The organism is Winogradskyella sp. J14-2, assembly GCF_001971725.1.
Classification (GTDB): domain Bacteria; phylum Bacteroidota; class Bacteroidia; order Flavobacteriales; family Flavobacteriaceae; genus Winogradskyella.
This window is the reverse complement of sequence record NZ_CP019388.1, coordinates 952,624-973,463: the sequence shown is the minus strand read 5'-3', so window position 1 is coordinate 973,463 and position 20,840 is coordinate 952,624. Positions and strand designations below refer to the sequence as shown.

At 34.5% G+C, this 20,840-nt stretch carries 20 protein-coding genes; 17 read left to right on the top strand and 3 right to left on the bottom strand.

The window, feature by feature from the left end; genetic code table 11:
- Positions 1 to 70 precede the first annotated feature (70 nt).
- The 17 genes from BWZ20_RS04585 to BWZ20_RS04505 all read left to right on the top strand — a co-directional run bounded on the left by BWZ20_RS04585 (position 71) and on the right by BWZ20_RS04505 (position 14,851).
- Positions 71 to 661: a hypothetical protein gene (locus BWZ20_RS04585; protein WP_076616961.1), complete on the top strand. Its 591-nt coding sequence runs from the start codon at positions 71 to 73 to the stop codon at positions 659 to 661.
- Between the two features lie 35 nt (positions 662 to 696).
- Positions 697 to 2,277 (top strand): leucine-rich repeat domain-containing protein, encoded by a 1,581-nt coding sequence (locus BWZ20_RS04580; RefSeq protein ID WP_083677150.1) that lies wholly within the window; start codon positions 697 to 699, stop codon positions 2,275 to 2,277.
- Between the two features lie 214 nt (positions 2,278 to 2,491).
- The gene (locus BWZ20_RS04575; RefSeq protein WP_157358323.1) at positions 2,492 to 3,298 is read left to right on the top strand and encodes a hypothetical protein; all 807 of its coding nucleotides are present in this window, start codon (positions 2,492 to 2,494) and stop codon (positions 3,296 to 3,298) included.
- 193 nt (positions 3,299 to 3,491) lie between these two features.
- Complete coding sequence (locus tag BWZ20_RS04570) at positions 3,492 to 4,073, top strand: hypothetical protein (protein WP_076616951.1); 582 nt, start codon at positions 3,492 to 3,494, stop codon at positions 4,071 to 4,073.
- A 22-nt stretch (positions 4,074 to 4,095) separates the two neighbouring features.
- Positions 4,096 to 5,049 carry a hypothetical protein gene (locus tag BWZ20_RS04565; RefSeq protein ID WP_076616948.1) on the top strand — a complete coding sequence of 318 codons (954 nt, stop codon included), beginning with the start codon at positions 4,096 to 4,098 and terminating at the stop codon, positions 5,047 to 5,049.
- A 25-nt stretch (positions 5,050 to 5,074) separates the two neighbouring features.
- On the top strand, positions 5,075 to 5,407 hold the full coding sequence (locus BWZ20_RS04560) for a hypothetical protein (protein ID WP_157358321.1): 333 nt from the start codon (positions 5,075 to 5,077) through the stop codon (positions 5,405 to 5,407).
- Between the two features lie 21 nt (positions 5,408 to 5,428).
- Complete coding sequence (locus BWZ20_RS04555) at positions 5,429 to 6,106, top strand: hypothetical protein (RefSeq protein ID WP_076616943.1); 678 nt, start codon at positions 5,429 to 5,431, stop codon at positions 6,104 to 6,106.
- A 4-nt stretch (positions 6,107 to 6,110) separates the two neighbouring features.
- Positions 6,111 to 6,617, top strand: coding sequence for a hypothetical protein (locus tag BWZ20_RS04550; protein ID WP_157358319.1), 507 nt, complete (start codon positions 6,111 to 6,113; stop codon positions 6,615 to 6,617).
- Positions 6,614 to 7,066: a hypothetical protein gene (locus tag BWZ20_RS04545; RefSeq protein WP_157358317.1), complete on the top strand. Its 453-nt coding sequence runs from the start codon at positions 6,614 to 6,616 to the stop codon at positions 7,064 to 7,066. Before BWZ20_RS04550 ends, BWZ20_RS04545 begins: the two co-directional genes overlap by 4 nt.
- 2 nt (positions 7,067 to 7,068) lie before the next feature.
- The gene (locus BWZ20_RS04540) at positions 7,069 to 8,955 is read left to right on the top strand and encodes a hypothetical protein (RefSeq protein WP_076616935.1); all 1,887 of its coding nucleotides are present in this window, start codon (positions 7,069 to 7,071) and stop codon (positions 8,953 to 8,955) included.
- 21 nt (positions 8,956 to 8,976) lie between these two features.
- Positions 8,977 to 9,312, top strand: coding sequence for a n-acetylglutamate synthase (locus BWZ20_RS04535; protein WP_076616932.1), 336 nt, complete (start codon positions 8,977 to 8,979; stop codon positions 9,310 to 9,312).
- Positions 9,313 to 9,489: 177 nt separating this feature from the next.
- A complete protein-coding gene (locus BWZ20_RS04530; protein WP_076616930.1) occupies positions 9,490 to 9,897 on the top strand; it encodes a GNAT family N-acetyltransferase in 408 nt (135 codons plus the stop codon).
- Entirely contained in the window at positions 9,897 to 10,319 is a 423-nt protein-coding gene (locus BWZ20_RS04525; RefSeq protein ID WP_076616927.1) for a GNAT family N-acetyltransferase, read from the top strand. The genes BWZ20_RS04530 and BWZ20_RS04525 overlap by 1 nt, the downstream gene beginning before the upstream one ends.
- A gap of 11 nt (positions 10,320 to 10,330) precedes the next feature.
- Positions 10,331 to 11,659, top strand: a complete 1,329-nt coding sequence (locus BWZ20_RS04520; protein WP_076616923.1) for a DUF2268 domain-containing putative Zn-dependent protease — start codon at positions 10,331 to 10,333, stop codon at positions 11,657 to 11,659.
- A 10-nt stretch (positions 11,660 to 11,669) separates the two neighbouring features.
- On the top strand, positions 11,670 to 12,425 hold the full coding sequence (locus BWZ20_RS04515; protein WP_157358315.1) for a hypothetical protein: 756 nt from the start codon (positions 11,670 to 11,672) through the stop codon (positions 12,423 to 12,425).
- A gap of 18 nt (positions 12,426 to 12,443) precedes the next feature.
- Positions 12,444 to 13,619 (top strand): alpha/beta hydrolase-fold protein, encoded by a 1,176-nt coding sequence (locus BWZ20_RS04510; RefSeq protein WP_198034971.1) that lies wholly within the window; start codon positions 12,444 to 12,446, stop codon positions 13,617 to 13,619.
- Between the two features lie 5 nt (positions 13,620 to 13,624).
- Entirely contained in the window at positions 13,625 to 14,851 is a 1,227-nt protein-coding gene (locus BWZ20_RS04505) for a GNAT family N-acetyltransferase (protein ID WP_076616913.1), read from the top strand.
- Here BWZ20_RS04505 and BWZ20_RS04500 read toward each other — a convergent pair.
- From BWZ20_RS04500 to BWZ20_RS04490, 3 genes are all read right to left on the bottom strand, one after another.
- A complete protein-coding gene (locus BWZ20_RS04500) occupies positions 14,848 to 15,219 on the bottom strand; it encodes a VOC family protein (protein ID WP_076616910.1) in 372 nt (123 codons plus the stop codon). The two genes, BWZ20_RS04505 and BWZ20_RS04500, sit on opposite strands and share 4 nt — an antisense overlap.
- A gap of 267 nt (positions 15,220 to 15,486) precedes the next feature.
- On the bottom strand, positions 15,487 to 18,315 hold the full coding sequence (locus tag BWZ20_RS04495; protein WP_076621258.1) for a M16 family metallopeptidase: 2,829 nt from the start codon (positions 18,313 to 18,315) through the stop codon (positions 15,487 to 15,489).
- 22 nt (positions 18,316 to 18,337) lie between these two features.
- Entirely contained in the window at positions 18,338 to 20,818 is a 2,481-nt protein-coding gene (locus tag BWZ20_RS04490; protein WP_076616908.1) for a M14 family metallopeptidase, read from the bottom strand.
- Positions 20,819 to 20,840 lie beyond the last annotated feature (22 nt).

The following is a 20,840-nucleotide window of genomic DNA, read 5'->3' as shown; positions in this document are numbered from 1 at the left end:
ATTGGAAATAGTTTTGGTATTTCTTTCTTCACAATTGTCATATACATTTATTCTATAAACCTAAAGTAGAATGAATTACAATGTCCCAAAACGTAACAAGATGAGCTTGTTTTTAGCCATTATCGTTACTTCAACATTATTAGTGTCGTGTAGCGATTCTATAAGCAACCTTCCTGCCACCAAAGAAGGCTTTACAGAAATTGAGAACAAACTGAAAAGTAAATTTGGCGATGACGCCTATTACACCGATTTAACAATTACCTATAATAAATCTATAGGCAATATTATAGGTGTTACCGTTACAGAAAATCCAGAATCGTTAAAAATGGGCCAATGGAATCTTACCCAAGATATATGGCAACAAAATTCTGATATTACAGTAGAAGTTCCCGCTGGTACCAAGGCCTCTGATTACATGTTTCAACTTGGCAACACCATAAGCTTGTCTCAACTTGGTGGCCTCGTACAAAAGTCCATACAGAGGTTAAAAGATGAAAAACAACTTAGCAATCCAACCTTAAGTATTGCAGGTTTAAACTTTCCTAATACTGGAGAAATCTCTAAAGCAAAGTATATGATTAACCTTCAACCAGAAAACGGTGGTACAACCTTTAGCTTTTACTATGCCTTAAATGGCGACCTTATTAAAGCAGATTATTAACAAACAAATTTACCATAACCTTAAACCCATTTATTATGAAAAACTTTACACTTTTTTACAAAAGCTCAAACACTATATGTTACACCGTTAAAACAAAAGTGTTTTTTTTAATCTTGTTTTGTGTATCCATGCTAGGATTTTCACAAACATTTACAGCTACAGATAGTAACGGTAATATTATAAACTATAATGTAACATCATCTTCAACAGTATCGGTAATAGTTGGAAGTACAATTAATAATATAAATTTAAATATACCTTCATCGGTTTCAAACGGAGGCACAACCTACAGCGTAGTCTCTATTGATAATTTTGCATTTTCTAATTCAATTATAGCTAGTGTTAGTATGCCTAGCTCCGTGGTAAGTATTGGTCAACAAGCTTTTGATAATAACAATCTTACATCAGTAGTTTTATCTAGTAATTTAGAAACTATTGGTGACTATGCCTTTCAAAATAATCAATTGACTGGCCTTACTATTCCAGGCAATGTATTAAATATTGGATTTGGTGCTTTTAGAGGAAACCCATTAGCTAGCGTAACATCTCTTGCAGCAACACCAGCCACAATAACAACAGTTAGTGGCCCAAATGATTCATTTACTATTAATGGAGATCGAAGTGGTATTGATTTAATTATTCCGGCAGGCACTTCTGCGCTTTATGTAACCGATCCTGGTGCGCTGTGGACAGGGTTTAATACCGTCACAGAAAACCTAAATGTTGGTGATACTTATGTAAATGGATTTATAACATACGAAGTGATTTCTGTTGCCAGCAGTACGGTTAAAGCCGTAGATTACAATACAGCTGGCGGAACTGTTTTAGATATCCCAGCAACCATACCTAATGGGTTAATTACCTACACTGTTACCGAAATAGGGAACAATGCTTTTCAAAGTAACAATTTAACTGACGTTACATTACCAAATTCAATTACATACATTGGTGAAAGTGCTTTTTTTATCAATGATATTGCTTCCTTAACCATTCCAGATAGTGTTATTAATATTGACGAAGGTGCTTTTGCCCAAAACCAAACTATGACAAACCTTGTGTTAGGAAATAATCTTACTTCAATTGGAGACTTTGCTTTTCGTTTTTGTGCTTTAAACGAAATTACGATACCTGCAAGTGTTACAGATATAGGTTTAATTGCATTTGGAGGAATGGGTGGAACAAATGCCATTACAGATGTTTATTGCCAAGGTACAGTGCCACCAACAATAACAACAAGTGCTTCACTTAACACAGATACTTTTAATCAGCCTCGTAGTACAATTCACCTTCACATACCTGCTGGCACGTTGGGAGCTTACGTTACAGATCCTGGTGCTTTATGGACAGGCTTTAACCCTGTTACCGAAGATGCTTTAAGTATTGATGAGTTTGAGTTAGGCAATACAGTAAAAATAATTACCCAAAAAAATAGATTAGAAATAGTTACCAATGAAGTTTTACAATTAAACCACTATGAAGTCTATGCGCTCACTGGTGCTAAAATAGCTACTGGTAACACCTTTAATATTTCAACTGAAACTTGGGCTAAAGGCATTTATATTGTGAGGTTAAATTTTGATAGAGGCACTGTTGTAAAAAAGGTTGTGGTACAATAGAAATAAATGATTAGACGAATTGAGAAATACAAACTAGAACTATTTTTAATAGTATTCTATTCCATGCTGTCGCTATTGGTTTACATCATCTTTAATTAAAGTAATACAAATTAAGAATTATGAAATGAAATGAGCTATATCAATTAGGTGTTACCCATCAAAATGTTTATAGGTGAATTCCATCCGACAATTAATAACAATAAAATATCAACAGATGAAAAAGTATATTGTAATACTAATTGCCCTTTTCTTGGTAATGGGGTGTAGCGATGATGATAATGGCAATGCTAGTGAATTAAATGATCAGTTTATTGTAGACAAAATCTATGATTACAATAATAACCTTTTGGCAGAATATTTTTACAACAATAACAACCAACTAATAAAATTTGATAGAATAGTTGAGAGCCAATTAGCAGCAACATACGAGTTTGAATACGAAGGCGAAACCGTTGTTCAGATTGATTTTGAGAGTTTTCAAATGCCATCATTTAACCATTCAATTCACTTGTTGTACAATGAGGAAGGGCAAATTATTAAAGATGAAATGCATCACTATGGGAGCATTGTAGAGACTAATGATTATGTCTACAATGACAATGGCAGAATACAAGAAGTAGTGAAGTTTTCGGAGGGAATAACTGCGACGTTTACTTATAATTATAATGGTACCGAAAACATAGAGGAAGTTATTGCGCTTCTTCCAGAGTTTGATGATGGTGGTAATCCTACTGGGAATACAATTGAAGTAAGTTACGAGTATGACTATGACAATGGTACAAAACCAAATTTTGGATTAGATCAAATCTTTCAAATAGAGCCGCTTCCTGGTTTTGGAACACTAGCTGTTTTCGAAAAGAATTATTCTTCAAACAATATGACAAAGAGTCATTCAACTGGTACGGAATGGATTTATACCTACAGTGAAAACGGTCTTGTAGAGACTATCGAGACTATTTGGGAAGGTATTGAAACTGAAGAACCAATTTTACTTAGAATTTCTTATAGCGAAGTGAATTAATTCTAATCCTTTAAGTAGATGGTTTTACAACAATAAATCCTCAATAGCAAAAGATGCTTGCTAAAATTTTTATAAGTAGAAAGATGGCTAACTCATAGTTTTATAGTGATAGTGAAAATTGGTGCTGTGTATAATTGTATGCTGTTTAGCAATATGATACACCATTACATCGATTTACTAAGAAATTTATACCATGGAAGTAGTACTGATTAGCATAGCAATTCTTGTTTTTATTCTCGGTATTTATGCCTGTTTTAAAGGTGTTCAATGGATTTCTAAATCGAGATTTAGAGTCAGATTTGCTATAGTGGCGATGTTATTTGCGCTTTCATATTTAGGAATTAGACGTTTCTTTTTTAAAAATATGACCTTTATTCAATCTAAGGTGTATTCAAATTTGTATTTGGTAAAATATCCAGATAACAATGATGTTGTTTTAAAAGCATCGATAACTGAAATTATTAAAAAGCGCTTAATGTCAGATCTTCAAAATGAAAATCAATTGTCATATTCAAATCGCAATGCCATTTATTTTTATGAATATTACAATCCGCTTTCCCTGAATTTTATCAATAAATCGGGTACGGTTTACTTTATAAAACATGAAGAAGATTTAGGCGGTTTTGTTTCGGAAGAGTTGGGCATGTATACCAATTATAGATTGGCTGAATTTTATTACAAAAATTGCAATGATATTGACGCAAATTACTGTGGTAAAATAGACTATTTTAAAAACGGAGAATATCTTTTAACGGATAGCTTATTTATAAATTAAAAGAATTAAATTAATACAAGTAATGTTAGACTTTTTCAATCAATACCCAATTATTAAATGGATTTTAGTAGGTTTTGGCGTATTGTATTTTTTAGATAAATACGGTATTTGGAGCCCAATTGATAATCTTTTAAATCGGCGAGGCAGATACAAATTTAAAATGCGCAGTCATTTAAACAAACAACAATTAAATCAACTCATCGCTTATTTTAATAAGGGCGAATATCATAACGTAGAACAGCTGTTTAAAGGCTTTAATGACAGCTACCGAGCTTTTGGGTTTAAAAGTCTTGGGCAATATGGAGAGCAATCAGTTAGTGATGCATGGCTTGTAAAAGAACCAAATAACGACCTGCCAAAAATTATAAAAGGCCATCAACTTATCCATCAGGCATGGGAAGTCAGAGGTAGAGACACCATAGATACAGTGTCTAACCAAAACCAAAATACCTTTAAGGGTTACTTGAAAAAAGCGGAAAAATTGCTGCTCAAAGTAGACCTAAACACCTCTAACTACAAGGTAAGTTGTGTCGCATCATTATTTACAATCTACAAAGCTATTGATGTCAATAGAGAAAAGGTACACCAATTATTTAAAGAAACGGATCGGCAATCACCAAACAATGCAGAATTGCATGCGCACTACTTTTCGTTTGTATCTCCAAAATGGGGCGCTTCAGAAGACGAGCTTAACGCCTATATGAGTCATCTTAATTCCCAATCCCCTTTTATTCAAGATTTAATTTTGGCACAGTATTACTTCGATTTGGTGCATTTGTACGATTATGAGGATGATGACAAAAATATACTTCAGTTTATAGAATCTGTAAAAGCAAAAACCATTAGCGATGATAATTTGTTTAAATACGATCTATACCTACTACTCTATTGGTTGTCTAATAATTTGGATTTAAGGTCATTGGAGAAATACTTCAAAAAGCAAATAGAACCGTATTGGGAAGATGAAATAGATTAGAGTAAATTTATAAATGTCTAAAACTGTGAAGCAAATACTAAACTATAGCCTTTGGATTGTACTAAGCATTGCCATAGGAATTACCTATATGCGGATTTTAATTTCACCAAATTTTAGGTCTGCCGAAGGTTTAGACTATATCCTTAAAGTTTTCTTTGATTTCGGACCGTTATATATAGGAGTTCCTCTGGGTATTTTAATTGCCTTATCTTTCATAATTATGGATTATCAAATAATTAGACCTCAAAGCCTAACGTGCAGTTTTAAACTTATAAAAAGACTACATCTTATAACCGTAATAGCCTTAATAGTCTTTGCCTTGCACTACTTTGCAGAGAAAGTGATAGATAATATTTAAAATAAATTCCTAACAACACCTATGATTCACCATCGTAAAATTCTTGTTTCTATGTTGCTCATTATAGTGATGGTGAGTTGCGCAACCAACAGGTTGCAAAATAGGGATGTTTTAGAATTCATTCCAGAAGGTTATAAGCTATACGAACGTATAGATGCCGATTTAAATAATGACAAATTTGAAGATTGTATGCTCATCATCAAAGCGACCGATTCCAATCAAATGGTCACTAACCAGTTTGATAAAAAGGTAAATCGTAATCACAGAGGCATAATAATACTTTTCAAAAAAGGGAATCGCTACAGGTTAGTAGATAAAAATTACGATTGCTTCTATTCCGAAAATGAAGATGGTGGCGTGTATTATCCGCCACAACTAAATGTAGAAACAGAAAATGGAGATATTATTTTTAATTATGAACACGGCAGATATGGCCAATGGAGCTACACCTTTAGGTTTATAGTTGATAGTTATAAGTTAATTAAATACAATGCCACGCGTACTTTTGGGCCAATAACAAAATCAATAACTGAGCTTGATTTCTTGACCAAACAGAAAACATATAGAGAAAACACCAATGAAGATGATGAAGGTAACGATGAAATCTTTAAAACAACAAAATCAATCATAAATATAAATCAACTCATCAAACTATCTGAAATCAAAGATTTTGAAGATTTAGATTTAAGTAACTATTAAAACTATGAAATATAAACTGTTTTTTGTCTATTGCATTGCAATGTTTAATAGTCTTTTAGCACAACAGAATGATAATCAGGACTGTGAGTTTAAGCCCTTTGAAGTGTATATAAATGACACTGATATCTATTCAAACTTAAGAGATGCGCCCAATGGAGACATAGTATTCAAAATAAATAATAAGCTCTCAGATAATTCAGTGCTAACTGTTATAGGCTATAAAAATGGCTGGTTTAAAGTCAATGAGATAAATGGCATTTATTATAACTTTACGCTATCAGATGTAGAAGTTTGGATACATCAATCTATAGTAGATACTGCCTTCACATATAGTACCGATTTGTTGGATAAACCTAAAGGAAAAAAAGTGGTTACCATACCTCAAGAAACGACTGGTGGCTTTAGCATTTTAGATATGCATTGCAATTGGATAAAACTTAAAACAAAAGACGGAACTGGTTGGGTGCCTTCTGAAAAATTATGCGGTAGTCCAGTAACAACGTGCCCTTGAAATTATTAAAAACCATACCAGTAATAACATTCCTAAGTGTAGTACTTATTATTTTTATAATGGTCATTTTCCTTGAAATAGGTTTCGGGATTGAGTTAAGACATCAGCCGTTAAAAAGTTTGGTCTATTTTGGTCTTCTTGGCATAGCACCAACGCTGTTTGTCATTTCTCTATATAATTTAAATCGCAAGCCATTTTTTGGTGGTGTACTCTCTTTATTAGTGTTACTTGGTATAGGGTTTCAAGGGCCATTGAATATCGTCTTTGCTTCAAGTATATGGAAAACCCAAAAAATCTTGAAGAAATTACCTCAATTTCCAAATCAGCAGATAGAATTGCAATTTCAAGATGTTGGTGCATTTGGGTACAACAGAAGAACCGTAAAGGCAACCTATTTTGCTGGTGTTTTTATGAAGGTCCGAGAAGTTAAAAATGAAACCCTTAAATAAAAATGAAAAAGAGCTATTTACTTATCTTGATTATCTTTTTTTCGTGCAAAAAACAGCACAATCAAACACCTCAAAAGGTTGAAGAAGTGGTCGAGTTTGTTGAAGCTAATGATATTGAAGCAAGCGCTACAAAAACCAAAACGGATGCATCGCAATTAACCCTTAAAGAAGTTTTAGAAGAAACCTCTATCAAAACGCTACCGCACATAGAAACCACAAATTTTGATGATTTTATAGATCCAGATGATTACAAGGATATTGATGCACAACTGTTTAAACTCGAAACCATCTATCCTAATTTTTATAAGGAAGGCCATAATTACAGAGCAATTCGCATATATTCGTTGCCATTACACGAGGACTATTTTTCTGTTGTAATTACCATAGAAAAAGGTGAAAATGAAATGGAAAGCGTATTGGTCAATTACACCAAAGACGGTGAATTAATAGACCACGCAGTAGTGTCTTATGACGAAATTGCCGAAGGTTGGTCAAGACGCGTTTCCAGAATCAGTAAACATACGCTTACCACAAATTACATCACATGGTTTGATGATAAAGAAATTGAACAAACCGAATACCGTATTAAAAATGATGGTAAGATTGAGAAGGTCAATTCAGAATACCTTCATAAAACCATTGCAGATTATCATGTAATCAACGCTGTTTTAGAGCAATTTGATTTGAAATGGATTCAACTAAAAACCAATCGAATCACTTCAAGAACTTATATCGAAAACCCTGAGGAAACCATTGTCGTCCTTCCAAGAGTAACTGATGAAGAAGAGGGTTATACACAGCTTAATGTAGATGTTGTAGTTGCTGATAACGATTTAGAAAATAATAATCGCAAGTACTTTAAAAGCGAAGAACCTATGGCTTTAACCTCTGATGCTATTAGATTAAATGCCATTAAAATAGACGCAACACCATATCAAATTTCAGAAGCTACAGTTGCTTTCGGTATAACTGAGCATTATATAGGTTCTTCAAGGGTAAATCCTTATGAAAATGAGAAGGTATCACTATATATAAAATCAGGAAATGCCTTAAAAAACGTTATGAAAAGTTTTTCGGTATTAGACTCAGGTGGCGAATGGGACGGAGAATGTATAGGTCAATTTGCAAAGCAACAAAAAACGCTGACAGTTTCAACTGAAAAAACAAACGGTTATCTCGATATTTTGGTCAATAACACCATCACGGAGACTAAGCATTTTGAGGATGAAAACGGAGAATGTCAATACAGTGAGTCTATAAATACCCAAGCCTCGGAATTGAAATTTCAAAACGGAAACTATATAGAATATAAAGAACAAGAAAGTACTGTAATTGGAGTACGCTATTCTAAATTTCAACCCAAAAAAATAGAAGCTCTAAACATTCCAGACTTTCAAGTTAATAGTGGCCATGCCTTAAATTCTTATAAAGTTTTAAGTGCCTATAAAGATAATAAGGATGAAAAAGATACTAATTGGGGCGACAGATTATTGATTTTAAATGAAAAAAATGACATACTTTACGAATCCACAGGCGTAGGCGATCCTTATCTGTTTCAACCACATTTTTATAAAAACAATACCAATAATAAAACCATAATTATTTGTCAAATGGCTTTTGAATATCCTTTTGGAGGTGAAGCGTTTCTACTTGAAAACGGAACCATAAAACACATGGGAACGCTCGATATTGAAGGTTATAATCCAGAACAATCTAGCGATAAGTACCTGACGGAAATCATAAAAATCAATGAGTACGATAATGTTATCACGTTCTCTTTTAAGGCAGATAGCTTAGTGTTAAATCCTAGTAAGGATGAAACCATTATTAAAAATGATAATGTGAAATATGTTTACAATGGAAACAAACTCGTATTGAAAAGGGACTAACAAGAAAAAAAACTAGCAGAAATGAATTATAACAATAAGGTCTTTGTACCTGTCAGCAACTCTGAAAATGCAGAAACCTCGAGTGATACCATTTTTCTTTACAAACAGGTCGGAAACATTTTAACCTCGGAGTATTCTGGCGGAAAAATCAAAAAAGGCCATTTAATAGGTCTTGTTGATGAAAACGGCAACATTGACATGCGCTACCACCAGATTAATGTTCATGGCGAGTTGAATGCAGGAATATGCAAGTCAACACCAGAAATTCTTGAGAATGGTAAAATACGATTGCATGAAAACTGGCAATGGACGTCTGGCGATAAATCTAAAGGCGAATCGATATTAGAAGAACAATAAAACCTATTGAGAATTTTGACAGAATTCGTCACTTCGAGTGAATTTTTCGATTAAAAAGAGAAAAATTTATATCGAAAAGCGGTATTTAAAACATCAGTTTGTTCTCAATACAATTTGTCAGCTTCACTGAGGTGTTTTCAATCAAAATGAACAAACAAGTGATAAAAAAACAAAAATATGATAACCTATCAAACTGAAAACAATCTATCTGCACTGGAGTTTAAAGCACTACTCATCAAATCAACCCTTGGCGAAAGACGACCAGTAGATGATTTTAAAAGAGTTGAAGCCATGGTCAATAATGCCAACCTAATCATTACTGCAAGAGATAAAGATAAACTCGTTGGTGTGGCAAGGTCTGTAACCGATGTTGTGTATTGTACATACCTGTCAGATTTGGCAGTGGATTCAGCCTATCAAAAACAAGGCATAGGCAAGGAGTTGATTAGATTAACTAAACAAGCCACACCACAAGCAACAACTATTCTTTTAGCTGCACCAAAAGCAGTTCACTATTATCCGAATATTGGGATGACGCAACACAATGCCTGTTTTTTACTAACCGATGAAACTGATTTAAAGTAATGGAAGTACAAATAAACCCTGATTTAAACACTATCGATTGGAAAGCCATTTCAACGATGTTCCAAGAAGTCAATTGGGGAATGAGACTACCAAGAGACATAGAAAAAGCATTCAAAAAAAGTGCGGTCACCTGTTTTATAAAAGACAAAGATGTTATTGTTGGCTTTGGTAGAACAGTAGATGATGGTCAATACTATGCGTTGCTCGTTGATGTCGTTGTGCATCCAAAATACCAATCTAAAGGCATAGGAACACAAATCGTTAATGCATTAAAAAACAGATTAAAAGGTTATAATTTTATTACATTGACGGCTGCACCAAACAAAGAATGCTTTTATGAAAAACTCGGTTGGAAAAAGCAAACATCGGCTTACATATTTCCTAAAGACGATAAACAGTTTAAAGAGCATTGTGAATCCTAAAAAATCTAAGAATGAAAAATCAAACTATAATTATAATAGCGCTATTAGCATTTTTTTCGGCTTGCAAAAATAGCTCAAAAGAAAGTGTGCGAAGTGATAATGTTGTTACTACCGATGTCACGAACTTCTGGAAAGCGTACGACCAAATCATAACAACCCAAGATTCTGTATTACAATATAAGTACTTAGATAGTTTGTATTTAGATAAAGGCACCGCAGGTTTAGAAGGTATTATAGAAGCAAGAAGATATACAGCAGAAGAATACATAAATGCCATTAATGCATATCCGAAATTTTGGAACTCAATTAGGGAAAACACATTACAAGCCGGTGATATTAGTACACAATTGCAAATTGGTATTGTAAAACTGAAAACCATCTATCCAGAACTAAAACCTGCAAAAATTTATTTCTCTATTGGTGCATTTCGTACACCAGGCACAACGATTGATAGTTTGGTGCTTATTGGTTCAGAATTGGCAATGGCAGATACGAATACTAATACAAGTGAATTGCCTGAAAACCTATCCCATTTAAAAGCCTATTTTGCTACCAATCCTAATAAGAATTTGGTGTTTTTAAACATCCACGAGTATGTGCATACACAACAAAAACCTAGGGTTTATAATTTATTGTCTTCAGTGTTGTATGAAGGCGTTGCCGAATTTATCACCGTAAAAGCACTAAACCAAACGTCACCAAATCCACAAATTGAATTCGGAAAAAATAATGCCAACCGCATTAGAGAAGTCTTTGAAAACGAAATGTTTTACGTCGCTAATTTTAATAAATGGTTAAATGGTGATGCACCCAACGAATTTGGTATGCGAGATTTAGGCTATTATGTAGGCTATCAGATTTGTGAAAATTATTACAATCAAGCAGAGGATAAACAAGCAGCTATTAAAACAATGATAGAGCTCGATTACGAAAACGAGTCAGAAATTGAAGCGTTTGTTCAAAAAGCAAACTATTTTTCTGCTACTTTAGATGCGCTGGAACAAAATTTTGAAAGCAAACGACCAACAGTCGTAGGCATTGAGCAGTTTGAGAACAAGAGCCAAAATGTTAATCCAAAACTAAAAACTATAACCATAAAATTTTCAGAAGCTTTAGATGGTTATCGAACAAGTGTTGATTTAGGGCCTTTAGGAAGAGATGCCTTCCCTAATGGAACATTAAACGGAAGAAAATGGGCAAAAGACAAAAAATCTTGGGACATTCCTGTTGATTTAGTGCCTAATAAAACCTATCAAATCTACATCACAAACAATTTTAGAACGTCGGATAACAGACCTTTAAAGCCTTATTTAATAGAGTTTAAAACAGAAAATGAATAAATGTTATAAGATGAAAAGAGTCATCATATTTTTTTGCTGTATAAGTATTGGTTGCAGTAATGTCGAAAACAATTCTAAATTAGAAAGCGATGAGGCGCGTACAATTTGGAATCAACAAAAAAGAGAACAACATTTAAACAACCGAAACGATAAGACCACTTGGGACAACCAAATGCTTGAAAACGATAAGCAACTCATTGGTATAGGAGAATTTGGTCCTTTTGAGATTGGTGTGTTTCCAGTGCCTAAGTATGAGCTTTTAGGCAAAAATAGCTTTAAGGGCCTAGGCAATAAAACTGAGGATTTTAAAGTTGGTAACAAAACAGTGGTAATGAATAGTTTTTTTGTGGCAAAAAATGACATCAATAAAAAACGACTAGGCGATAAGCATAACGACGTGTTTTTTCAACTTTTGGTGCTAACCGATACCTTAGATACTGAAAATTACAACCTCAATAAAAATATAGCCATATCTCGAAATCATCCCGATTATCTGGCTCAGGGATTTGTGAAAACAAAAACGACCACCATTGATTATGTAGCTTTTAAAACTGCTGAAGGCGGTGCCTACGCTATTATAAATACGCGGTTATTCCATCTCAATTTTGGTAAAACCATTTGTATTGCACCACAAAAAGATGGTACATTCAGGTCTTTTCAAATTAAAAGCCCACAATTAACTTCTGAAACTATTATAAACTTTACGGAAAGTCTAACCAAAGATGATGATGTGGTTACCTTTTTCAATCAGAAAGGAGCTATTTAAAAAGTAAAAATGACTCGAGTGAAAAGCCATCTTAAACAAATAAATAACACATTCTTTATTTTTTTGTTCCTATTAATTACTGCCAATACAATTTATTGTCAAAATTATAGCGTTTACAAATCAAAAATAGATACCGCTTTTGTATCTACACGTTTGGGTTACGAAAAAAAGATATCCGTGCTTCTACCTAACGATTGGCAAAAAAATAACCCAAAGCAATATCCACTAATTATAATTTTTGATCAACAAAATAAAAGAAGCCACAACCAGATCATTAACACCATAGATTATTTAACGGCTTCGGAACAAATGCCTCGCGCAATTATAATCAGTATTGAGTCCGACAATTCCAGAAGAATAAGTGAAGCAAAAAGCCCCAAATCATCTACAAGCGGAAAAGCACATCTAAATGAAAAATTCCTCTTTGAGGAAGTTATTGCTCTAGCAGAATCAAAATACAAAGCAAATTCGTTTAGGTTGTTAATTGGCCACTCATGGTATGGGCATTTTACCACAGCGATGTTTACAAAATATAGTGATAGCCTTTCCGCAGTTATAGCTCTAGATCCTTTTTTTAACCAAAAAAATGTGTCTTTAATGGATTCCATATCTGCATTAAAAACCCATAACATAATCCATACGAAATACTATCGCTACGCCATTGGTAAGGATTACCCAAAGGATTATATAGCCATTAAAACTGCCGAAATAGAAAACAAAAATTCAAAAATAGATATCAAAGGCACCTATTTTCCCAGAGCTTTTCATCACGCGGTGCCAGGATTGGGCATTGCAGAGGCACTATACGACATATTTGAGTATTGGTCCATAGAACAATTTGCTTTTTTTCAACCTTCAAACTCTAGCATCGATGTGTATTTTCAATCAAAACAAAATGTCAAAAATCACTATGGTACTAACTTAGATTTTTCATTAGGCATATTAAACGGAAAAGGGTGGTTTTTTTATAACAATAACGATTATAAAAATGCTATTGAAGCATGGGAGTTATTACTATTGTCCTATCCCAATTTTTCTGAAGGTTACTTGTATATTATGGATGCGCAAATTTTATTGCATCAAGATATTACGGAGACTTTAGAACGCTTTAATGCATCATTGGCAGACTCTGAATTCTATTCTGAAAAGGAAAAAAAAGACTTAATAAAAGAACTCGAAAGTTTGAAAAAATAAACCAGATGAAAATCTGCATCGCACAGACCCAATCCATAAAAGGAAACATTCAAAAAAATATTGAAAATCATTTAATGTTGATTGAGCGTGCAATAAAATTAAAAGCAGATATTATAATATTTCCAGAATTATCTATAACCAATTACGAACCTCAATTAGCCAAAGCACTTGCCACCGAAGTGGAGGATAAGCTATTTAATCCCTTTCAGGAGCTATCTAACAAAAATGAAATCGTCATTGGTGTTGGTATGCCAACAATGGCGACTGATGGAATTCAAATCAGTTTGCTCATATTTCAACCTAACAAAGCACGTTCGGTCTATTCTAAACAAATATTACACGCAGATGAACTGCCCTACTTTGTAAATGGCGATAAGCAAACTATTTTTACTATTAAAGAAAAGAAGGTTGCTTTTGGTATTTGCTATGAAACACTTCAAGAAACACATTTTGTAAATGCTATAAAAAATCGGGTAGATGTTTATATCGCTAGTGTTGCTAAGCCTCAAACAGGCATAGACAAAGCCAATCAGTTCTTTTCTAAAATGACAAAAACCTATAGCATACCCATCATAATGGCTAATTGTGTTGGTCCTTGCGATAATTTTATAAGTGCAGGTCAAAGTACAGTTTGGAATGCAAAAGGTGAGCGAGTTTCTCAATTAGATACCACACATCAAGGTATTCTTATTTATGATACTGAAACAGGGCATTCAGAAAAAGAACAGCTCACTATTGAAAAAGGCACTCTTGCAGATTTAGATGTTCTATTTCAAATGTATAACAAAGCAAAAGATGGGCTAGAAAATGACCAGATTTATCAATGGACAAACAATTACCCCAAAAGCTCGATTATTAAAAATGACATTGAAAGTAAGGTATTATATGTCCTGAAAAATAATGACAGAATCATTGGTGCCATAAACATTAGTGAACTTCAAGAGCCTGAATACAAAACGATTGATTGGCAATTTAATGATGCTAAGGTATTGGTAATTCACAGACTCGTTGTTCATCCTAACAGTCAAAATAAAGGTTTTGCTAAACTACTGATGGATTTTGCAGAAGCATTCGGAAGGCAAAACAACTATACGTCAATTCGATTAGATGCTTATACCCAGAACAAACCCGTTGTTACGTTTTATAAAAATCGAGATTACGTTGTTAGAGGTTATATTTATTTCCCAGAGCGAAAGTATCCATTTTATGCTATGGAAAAAGCCCTAACTTAGATATGCTGGTCTACCAAAATGGCATTACCATCAGGATCTAAGATTACAAAACTTGCAGGTCCAGATTCTGGAGCATCTATCTCACTAGCAAAGGTGATACCTTTAGCTTTTAAATGTTTTTGAATGTCCCTAACATCATCAAAGTTGTCTAAGGTATTAGCCTCCTGATCCCAGCCAGGATTAAACGTAAGGATATTATTTTCAAACATACCTTGAAACAAACCAATCAATGTAGACTCATTTTTCATGATGAGGTAATTGTTGTCCAGATCACCTGCAAATACGGTAAAACCTAAGGTTTCGTAAAATTCTTTTGAAGCGTTAAGGTCTTTAACCGCGAGACTGATTGAAAATGCACCGAGTTTCATAGTGTTTTGATTTTAGTTAGTTCTTGTCTTACAAGGTATGAAATGTTATTGTCAATACGTTAGTTCTCGATACTATTTGCTCGCACACTCACAAATCACTCGAACTGACGATTTAAGTTTGATTGTTATGCGTTTCATCACTTCGAGTGATTCCGAAGCATGAGGAATTGTATCGAGAAGCATTATAGCAAGTAGTTTTCGATAGCTCTACTGAGTTTGAAGAAATACAAATTTTATCATTCTAATCGAACAATCTACACAAAGTTGCTAATTGCCATTTAGTAACACTGGCTTTCCAAAGCCTAAAGCCTCTAATTTATTCAATTGTGTGGCAGCATCGCCAACGATTAAATATACCATTTGGTTTGGTTTAATGTATTTTTCAATCAGCATTTTAACATCATCAACGGTCAGTGCCTTTACCATGTTTTCTTGTGCTTTAGCGTAGTCATCTGCATAGCCATAGTTACTAATATTGCTGAGCATGTTGAGTTTGGCACCAAGCGTTTCAAAAGCTCTGGCCGTACTTTTTATGGTATAGCCTTTAGTGATATCTAAGTCTTCCTCGTTATAATTTTTTCCGTAGTCTTCTAAAATTTGTTTTATTAGATCGGTTGCTTCATAAGTGACATTAGTACGTATACCACTACTTATGGTAAATTCACCAATATATTCTGAACCAGAAAAGCCAGATCGTATACCGTAGGTGTACCCTTTACCTTCGCGTAATTGCTGTGTGAGCTGTGAGGCAAAACTACCTCCACCTAAGCGATAATTCATAACATTGGCAAGGTAATAGTCGTTGTGCGTCGCTTTTAACGATGGATAGCCAAAACGAATTACAGATTGCTTGGCACCAGGTACATCATAGAAGTAAACCGTTGATTGTTCTGGATACAATGGCATTGGTAATTCCGGAATTTCAATGGCTTTGGATTCCCACTGCGTATTGATGTTGTCCAAAGCGTTAACAACCTCGGTTTCTGATATGGCACCAACAACATGCACATTGGTTAATTGCGGTGACAAGTTTTTGTTGTAATAGTCTTTTAAATCAAAAATATCAATGCTATGCACTGAGGCTTCGGTACCTCTGTTATTGTATGCTAAAATGTTATGATCTCCATACAATAATTTTGAAAATTCATCCGAAGCAATACTGTTAGGATTGGCTTTACTACGTTGAATGCTACTTATGGTACTTTGCTTTAAAAGCTCAAACTCGGTCTCGTCCCAACGCGGTTCTAATAAGATTTCAGTAACCAAATCCATAGTTTTATCGAAGTGCTTAGAAAGCGTTGTACCAGCAATGGTAATGTTATCTTCTGTGGCATAGGTATAGATACTTGCGCCAATGCTTTCAATGGCGTTTTGTAGTTCTTCGGTAGTTTTGTTTTTGGTGCCCTTGGTCATAAGGTCGGCTAATAGGTTAGATACACCTACTTTGTCTTTGTTTTCTAATAATAAACCACCTGTTATTTGTATTTCAAATTGTACCAGAGGGACTTCGCTATTTTCGATGCCATACACTGAAATACCAGAGTCTAATTCTTTTTTCCAAACTTTTGGAATATTTAATTCTGGACTGGATCCATAAGGCGGCTCAATACTTCTATCAAAACGACTTGGTGTTTTTTCGTAAGTAGCTGCTACACTCGGATCGAATGTATCTTCGGCACCTTCAATAATGTTTTCTTCCTTTATATCTGCCAATTGCGAATTGTCTAATACCAAATTCTTTTGACCTTTTGGTACAAAACTCGTTGCTACAAAATTCTTGTTTTTAATATATGTATTGTACACACGCATCACATCTTTAGGTGTTACAGCAAGTATGTTTTTTACATCTTGATTTATGAAATCTGGGTCACCTGCAAAGATTTCGTATTGTGCCAACTGAAACCCTTTGCCTAAAACGCTCGATAGGCCTTGGTAGAAATCCGTTTCTTGACCTGCTTTAATACGATTAAGATCGTCTTCAGAAATACCATTAAGCTCAAAATCCTTAAAACCGTCTTTTATGGCAGATGCTACTGCGTTTAAATCCGCTTGGTCGAATGCTGTAACACTGAGCATTAATTGGCCTGCCAATTCTGAATTGTTTTGATAGAATACGACATTATCTGTTAGCTTTTCGTCGTCGATAAGTACTTTGTTTAAAGGTGCTTTTTTCCCGTTAGATAAATAGTTAGTAAGCACACTTAGAGCATATGAATCTTTATGGTATTGAGGCACACCAGGCCAAGCCATAGTGAGTCGTGGAGCTCTGGCAAAATTGTCTTCGTAAAATAAGCGTTTGGTAGATTTTAAAGTTACGGGTTGCTTTTCTAATGCAGGAATGTCTTCGCCTCTGGGAATTTCGTCAAAATATTTTTTTACCCAAGCCTTGGTTTGTTCTACATCAATATCGCCTGCAATGGTTAATGTAACGTTATTTGGTACATACCAACGTCTAAAAAATTCCTTGACGTCCTCTAAGGTGGCGTTTTGTAAATCTTCGAGAGAGCCTATAACTTCCCAACTGTAAGGGTGGCCTTCAGGATATAAATTACTGTTAATCACAGCAGAATTATGTCCGTAAGGCTGATTGTCTACGCGCTGACGTTTTTCATTTTTAACGACTTCTTTTTCTTTTGCTAATACCGGTTCGGTAACCGTATTGATAAACCAACCTAATTTGTCTGCTTCTGCCCAGATCATTTTTTCTAAGGCATCTTTTGGTACGGTTTGAAAGTAATTGGTACGATCTCTACTTGTTGAGCCATTGGCACCAGAACCACCTATACGCGCGCTCATCTGGTCGAGGCCTCCTTTACCTAAATTTTCAGATTCTAAAAATAATAAGTGTTCAAAAAGGTGAGCAAAACCTGTTCTGCCTTCTTTTTCTCTTGCAGAACCTACGTGTGCGGTTAATGCCACTGCCGCAACAGGATCCGATCGGTCTACATGCAGTATAACTTGTAAGCCGTTGTCTAAAGTGAATTTTTCAAAATCGACTTTAAATTCTGGCGAAGTCTCTTTGGTGTTGTTCTGTTTGCAAGCAGATAGAGTTATTAAGACAAATAGACTTAGACATAAAGATTTAATTGGTTTCATAATGTATTTTGATTGATGATTGTTATAATTCGTACGCATTATTATTCACAAAGAAAACGGCATTCACCAAGAATAATTTTCCGTTTTCCCAAAAACTTCTAAATAAGGTGTTGTCTACAAAATAGATAAAGCTACCACTGCCTTTTCGTTCTTCACCAAAAACTAAAGTGTTTTCTAAATTTGATAGTGCATCTTTACCAGCAAAACCAGAATAGACTTTGGTGTCTGCTAAATGCCCAACGTTGTAGCCACTACCCAGTAAATCATAAGCGGAACTGCCTAGTTTTAAGGTAAAATAATCTTTACTATAACCAAAAGCCATTGGATGTGTGTTGTCTATTTTAGTTTTAAAAATAGCACCAGTAATGAGGTTGTTGGTGTATTCACGCTCGCGTTCAGCATATGGTGTTAGGTTATCATTACTATTATTGTTGTCTGACGATTTGTACTTTAAACTAAAACCATCTTTACCAGCAAAACTTCTAAGCGCACCATCAATGGCAATAACTTTTCCGCCTGCTTGTACCCAATCCTTAATTTTCTGCATGTTAGTATCATTTAGCACACTTCCGTAATAGCCATTCGGAATGATAAGCACATTGTATTTGCTGAGGTTGGTTCTGCTTAAATTGTCTGTATTGATAGAAGTTAAAGGATAATGTAATTGTTGCTCAAAGAAATGCCAGATTTCACCATAACTCAAAGAAGAAGTGCCTTCGCCAGATAATACAGCAACGTTCTGCTTATTCACTAACTTAATGTCTGGCGAACCAATATCTGGTGTGGTTTGAGAAAATCCTGAGTTGATTTGAGATAGATTTTGTTTATGTTTTTGTTTTAACTGGTTTAATAAGCCAAGAAAATCTTCAAGGTGTTTATTATCGCCTTGTGTAATTATTAGTGAACCTCTATCAAATTTTTCACCATTAGAAGCGAATGGTTTTTCTGTAAATCTAACTTTAAAATTATGTTTAAGTAAATCTGCCAAAAACTGTGCGTCTTCTAGTGAATTCCATTTACTAACATAGCCGTAAGCCTTTGAAAGTACAGTAGGCATTTTGCCTTCGTAAGTTTTAGTACTGTTGACTTTAGATGTGCTGGCAATAGCATCTAAACCGTAAGCATACGGTACAGACCAAGCCGTAATGTCATAAGTTAGTGAGTCGCTTAATTTTGCGCTAGGCTCAAATAAAACTTTAACCATTTTGCCTTTTGGTTGATTGGTATGGATTACGAGGGAATTGTTATCTATAGACATATTGCCTTGTTTACCAGTGGTATAGTCATAACCTGAAACTTTACCATTATTAGCATTTTCAAATTTAATCTCGTGCTTATTTAGTAAGTTTTTTAGACTATTTATTTTGTCTTGGTTGCCTTTTACGACGTAGCTTTTATATTTTAAATCACTATTATCAAAGAATTTAGCAAATTCAGTATTTAGTTGTTTTGCATTTTTTGAAGCCATTTCAACCGTTGAAAGTCCTGTAACCGTGTGATGCGTTAAACGTTCTACTAACGTTAGTACATGTCCTTCATCATTCAAAATGCCTAAGCCAGACATACCATGGCCACCTTGTTCATACGTCATGCCAATAGCTCCCATGTATGTAGGGTAGGTGTCACCATAACTTGGATAAAACAAATCGAAACGTTCTCTGGTAAAGAATAACCAACCTTCAGCATCAAAATATTTGGCGTGGTTTTGTCCTATTTGAGTTTGAAAATCGCGTTGCCAATCGCTAATAATTTCATGGAAAGGTTCTGCCGCAGGTGCAAAATAATAGGGTTCATTTGGGCCTTGCTCATGAAAATCGACATGGATATGTGGCATCCATTTATTGTAAACTTTTAAGCGTTCTTGAGTTTCAATTTGTGTGACCCAAGCCCAATCTCTATTCAAATCAAATAGGTAATGATTTGGTCGTCCTCCTGGCCAAGGTTCTTTGTGTTCGCTCGCTTGTTGATCAATGTCGTAAGGCGTGCTTTTAGTTTCGTTGTACCAGTTTACATAACGATCGCGACCATCTGGATTAACACCTGGATCTATTATAACCACAGTATTTTCTAGCAAGTCTTTTCGCTCTGTTAGTAGTTTGTATAGGGTTAGCATTGCAGCTTCAGAACTCGATGCTTCGTTACCATGTACGTTGTAGCTTAGCCAAACAATAGCAACATTAGTATTGGTTGGTTCTCCTTCTAAAAGTCCTGTGTTTTTTAAGTTGTTCTTACGGATTGTTTCGAGATTTTGTATGTTTTCTTCAGAGGAAATGTAAGCTAATACAAGGGCTCTGCGCTCATTGGTAATTCCGTATTGTTCAATTTTTACATTATTGGGAACAGCCTCAGCAACAGACTTAAAATAATCTACAACTTGATGGTGACGACTAAATTGTGTGCCAATGTCGTATCCTAAAAATGTGCTAGGTGATTGAAGATTTTGTGCTGATGTTAAGGTTAAGCATCCAAAAGCGACCAATACGACTAAAAGAAGTTTTTGCATTAAATATGATATTTTTATTTCA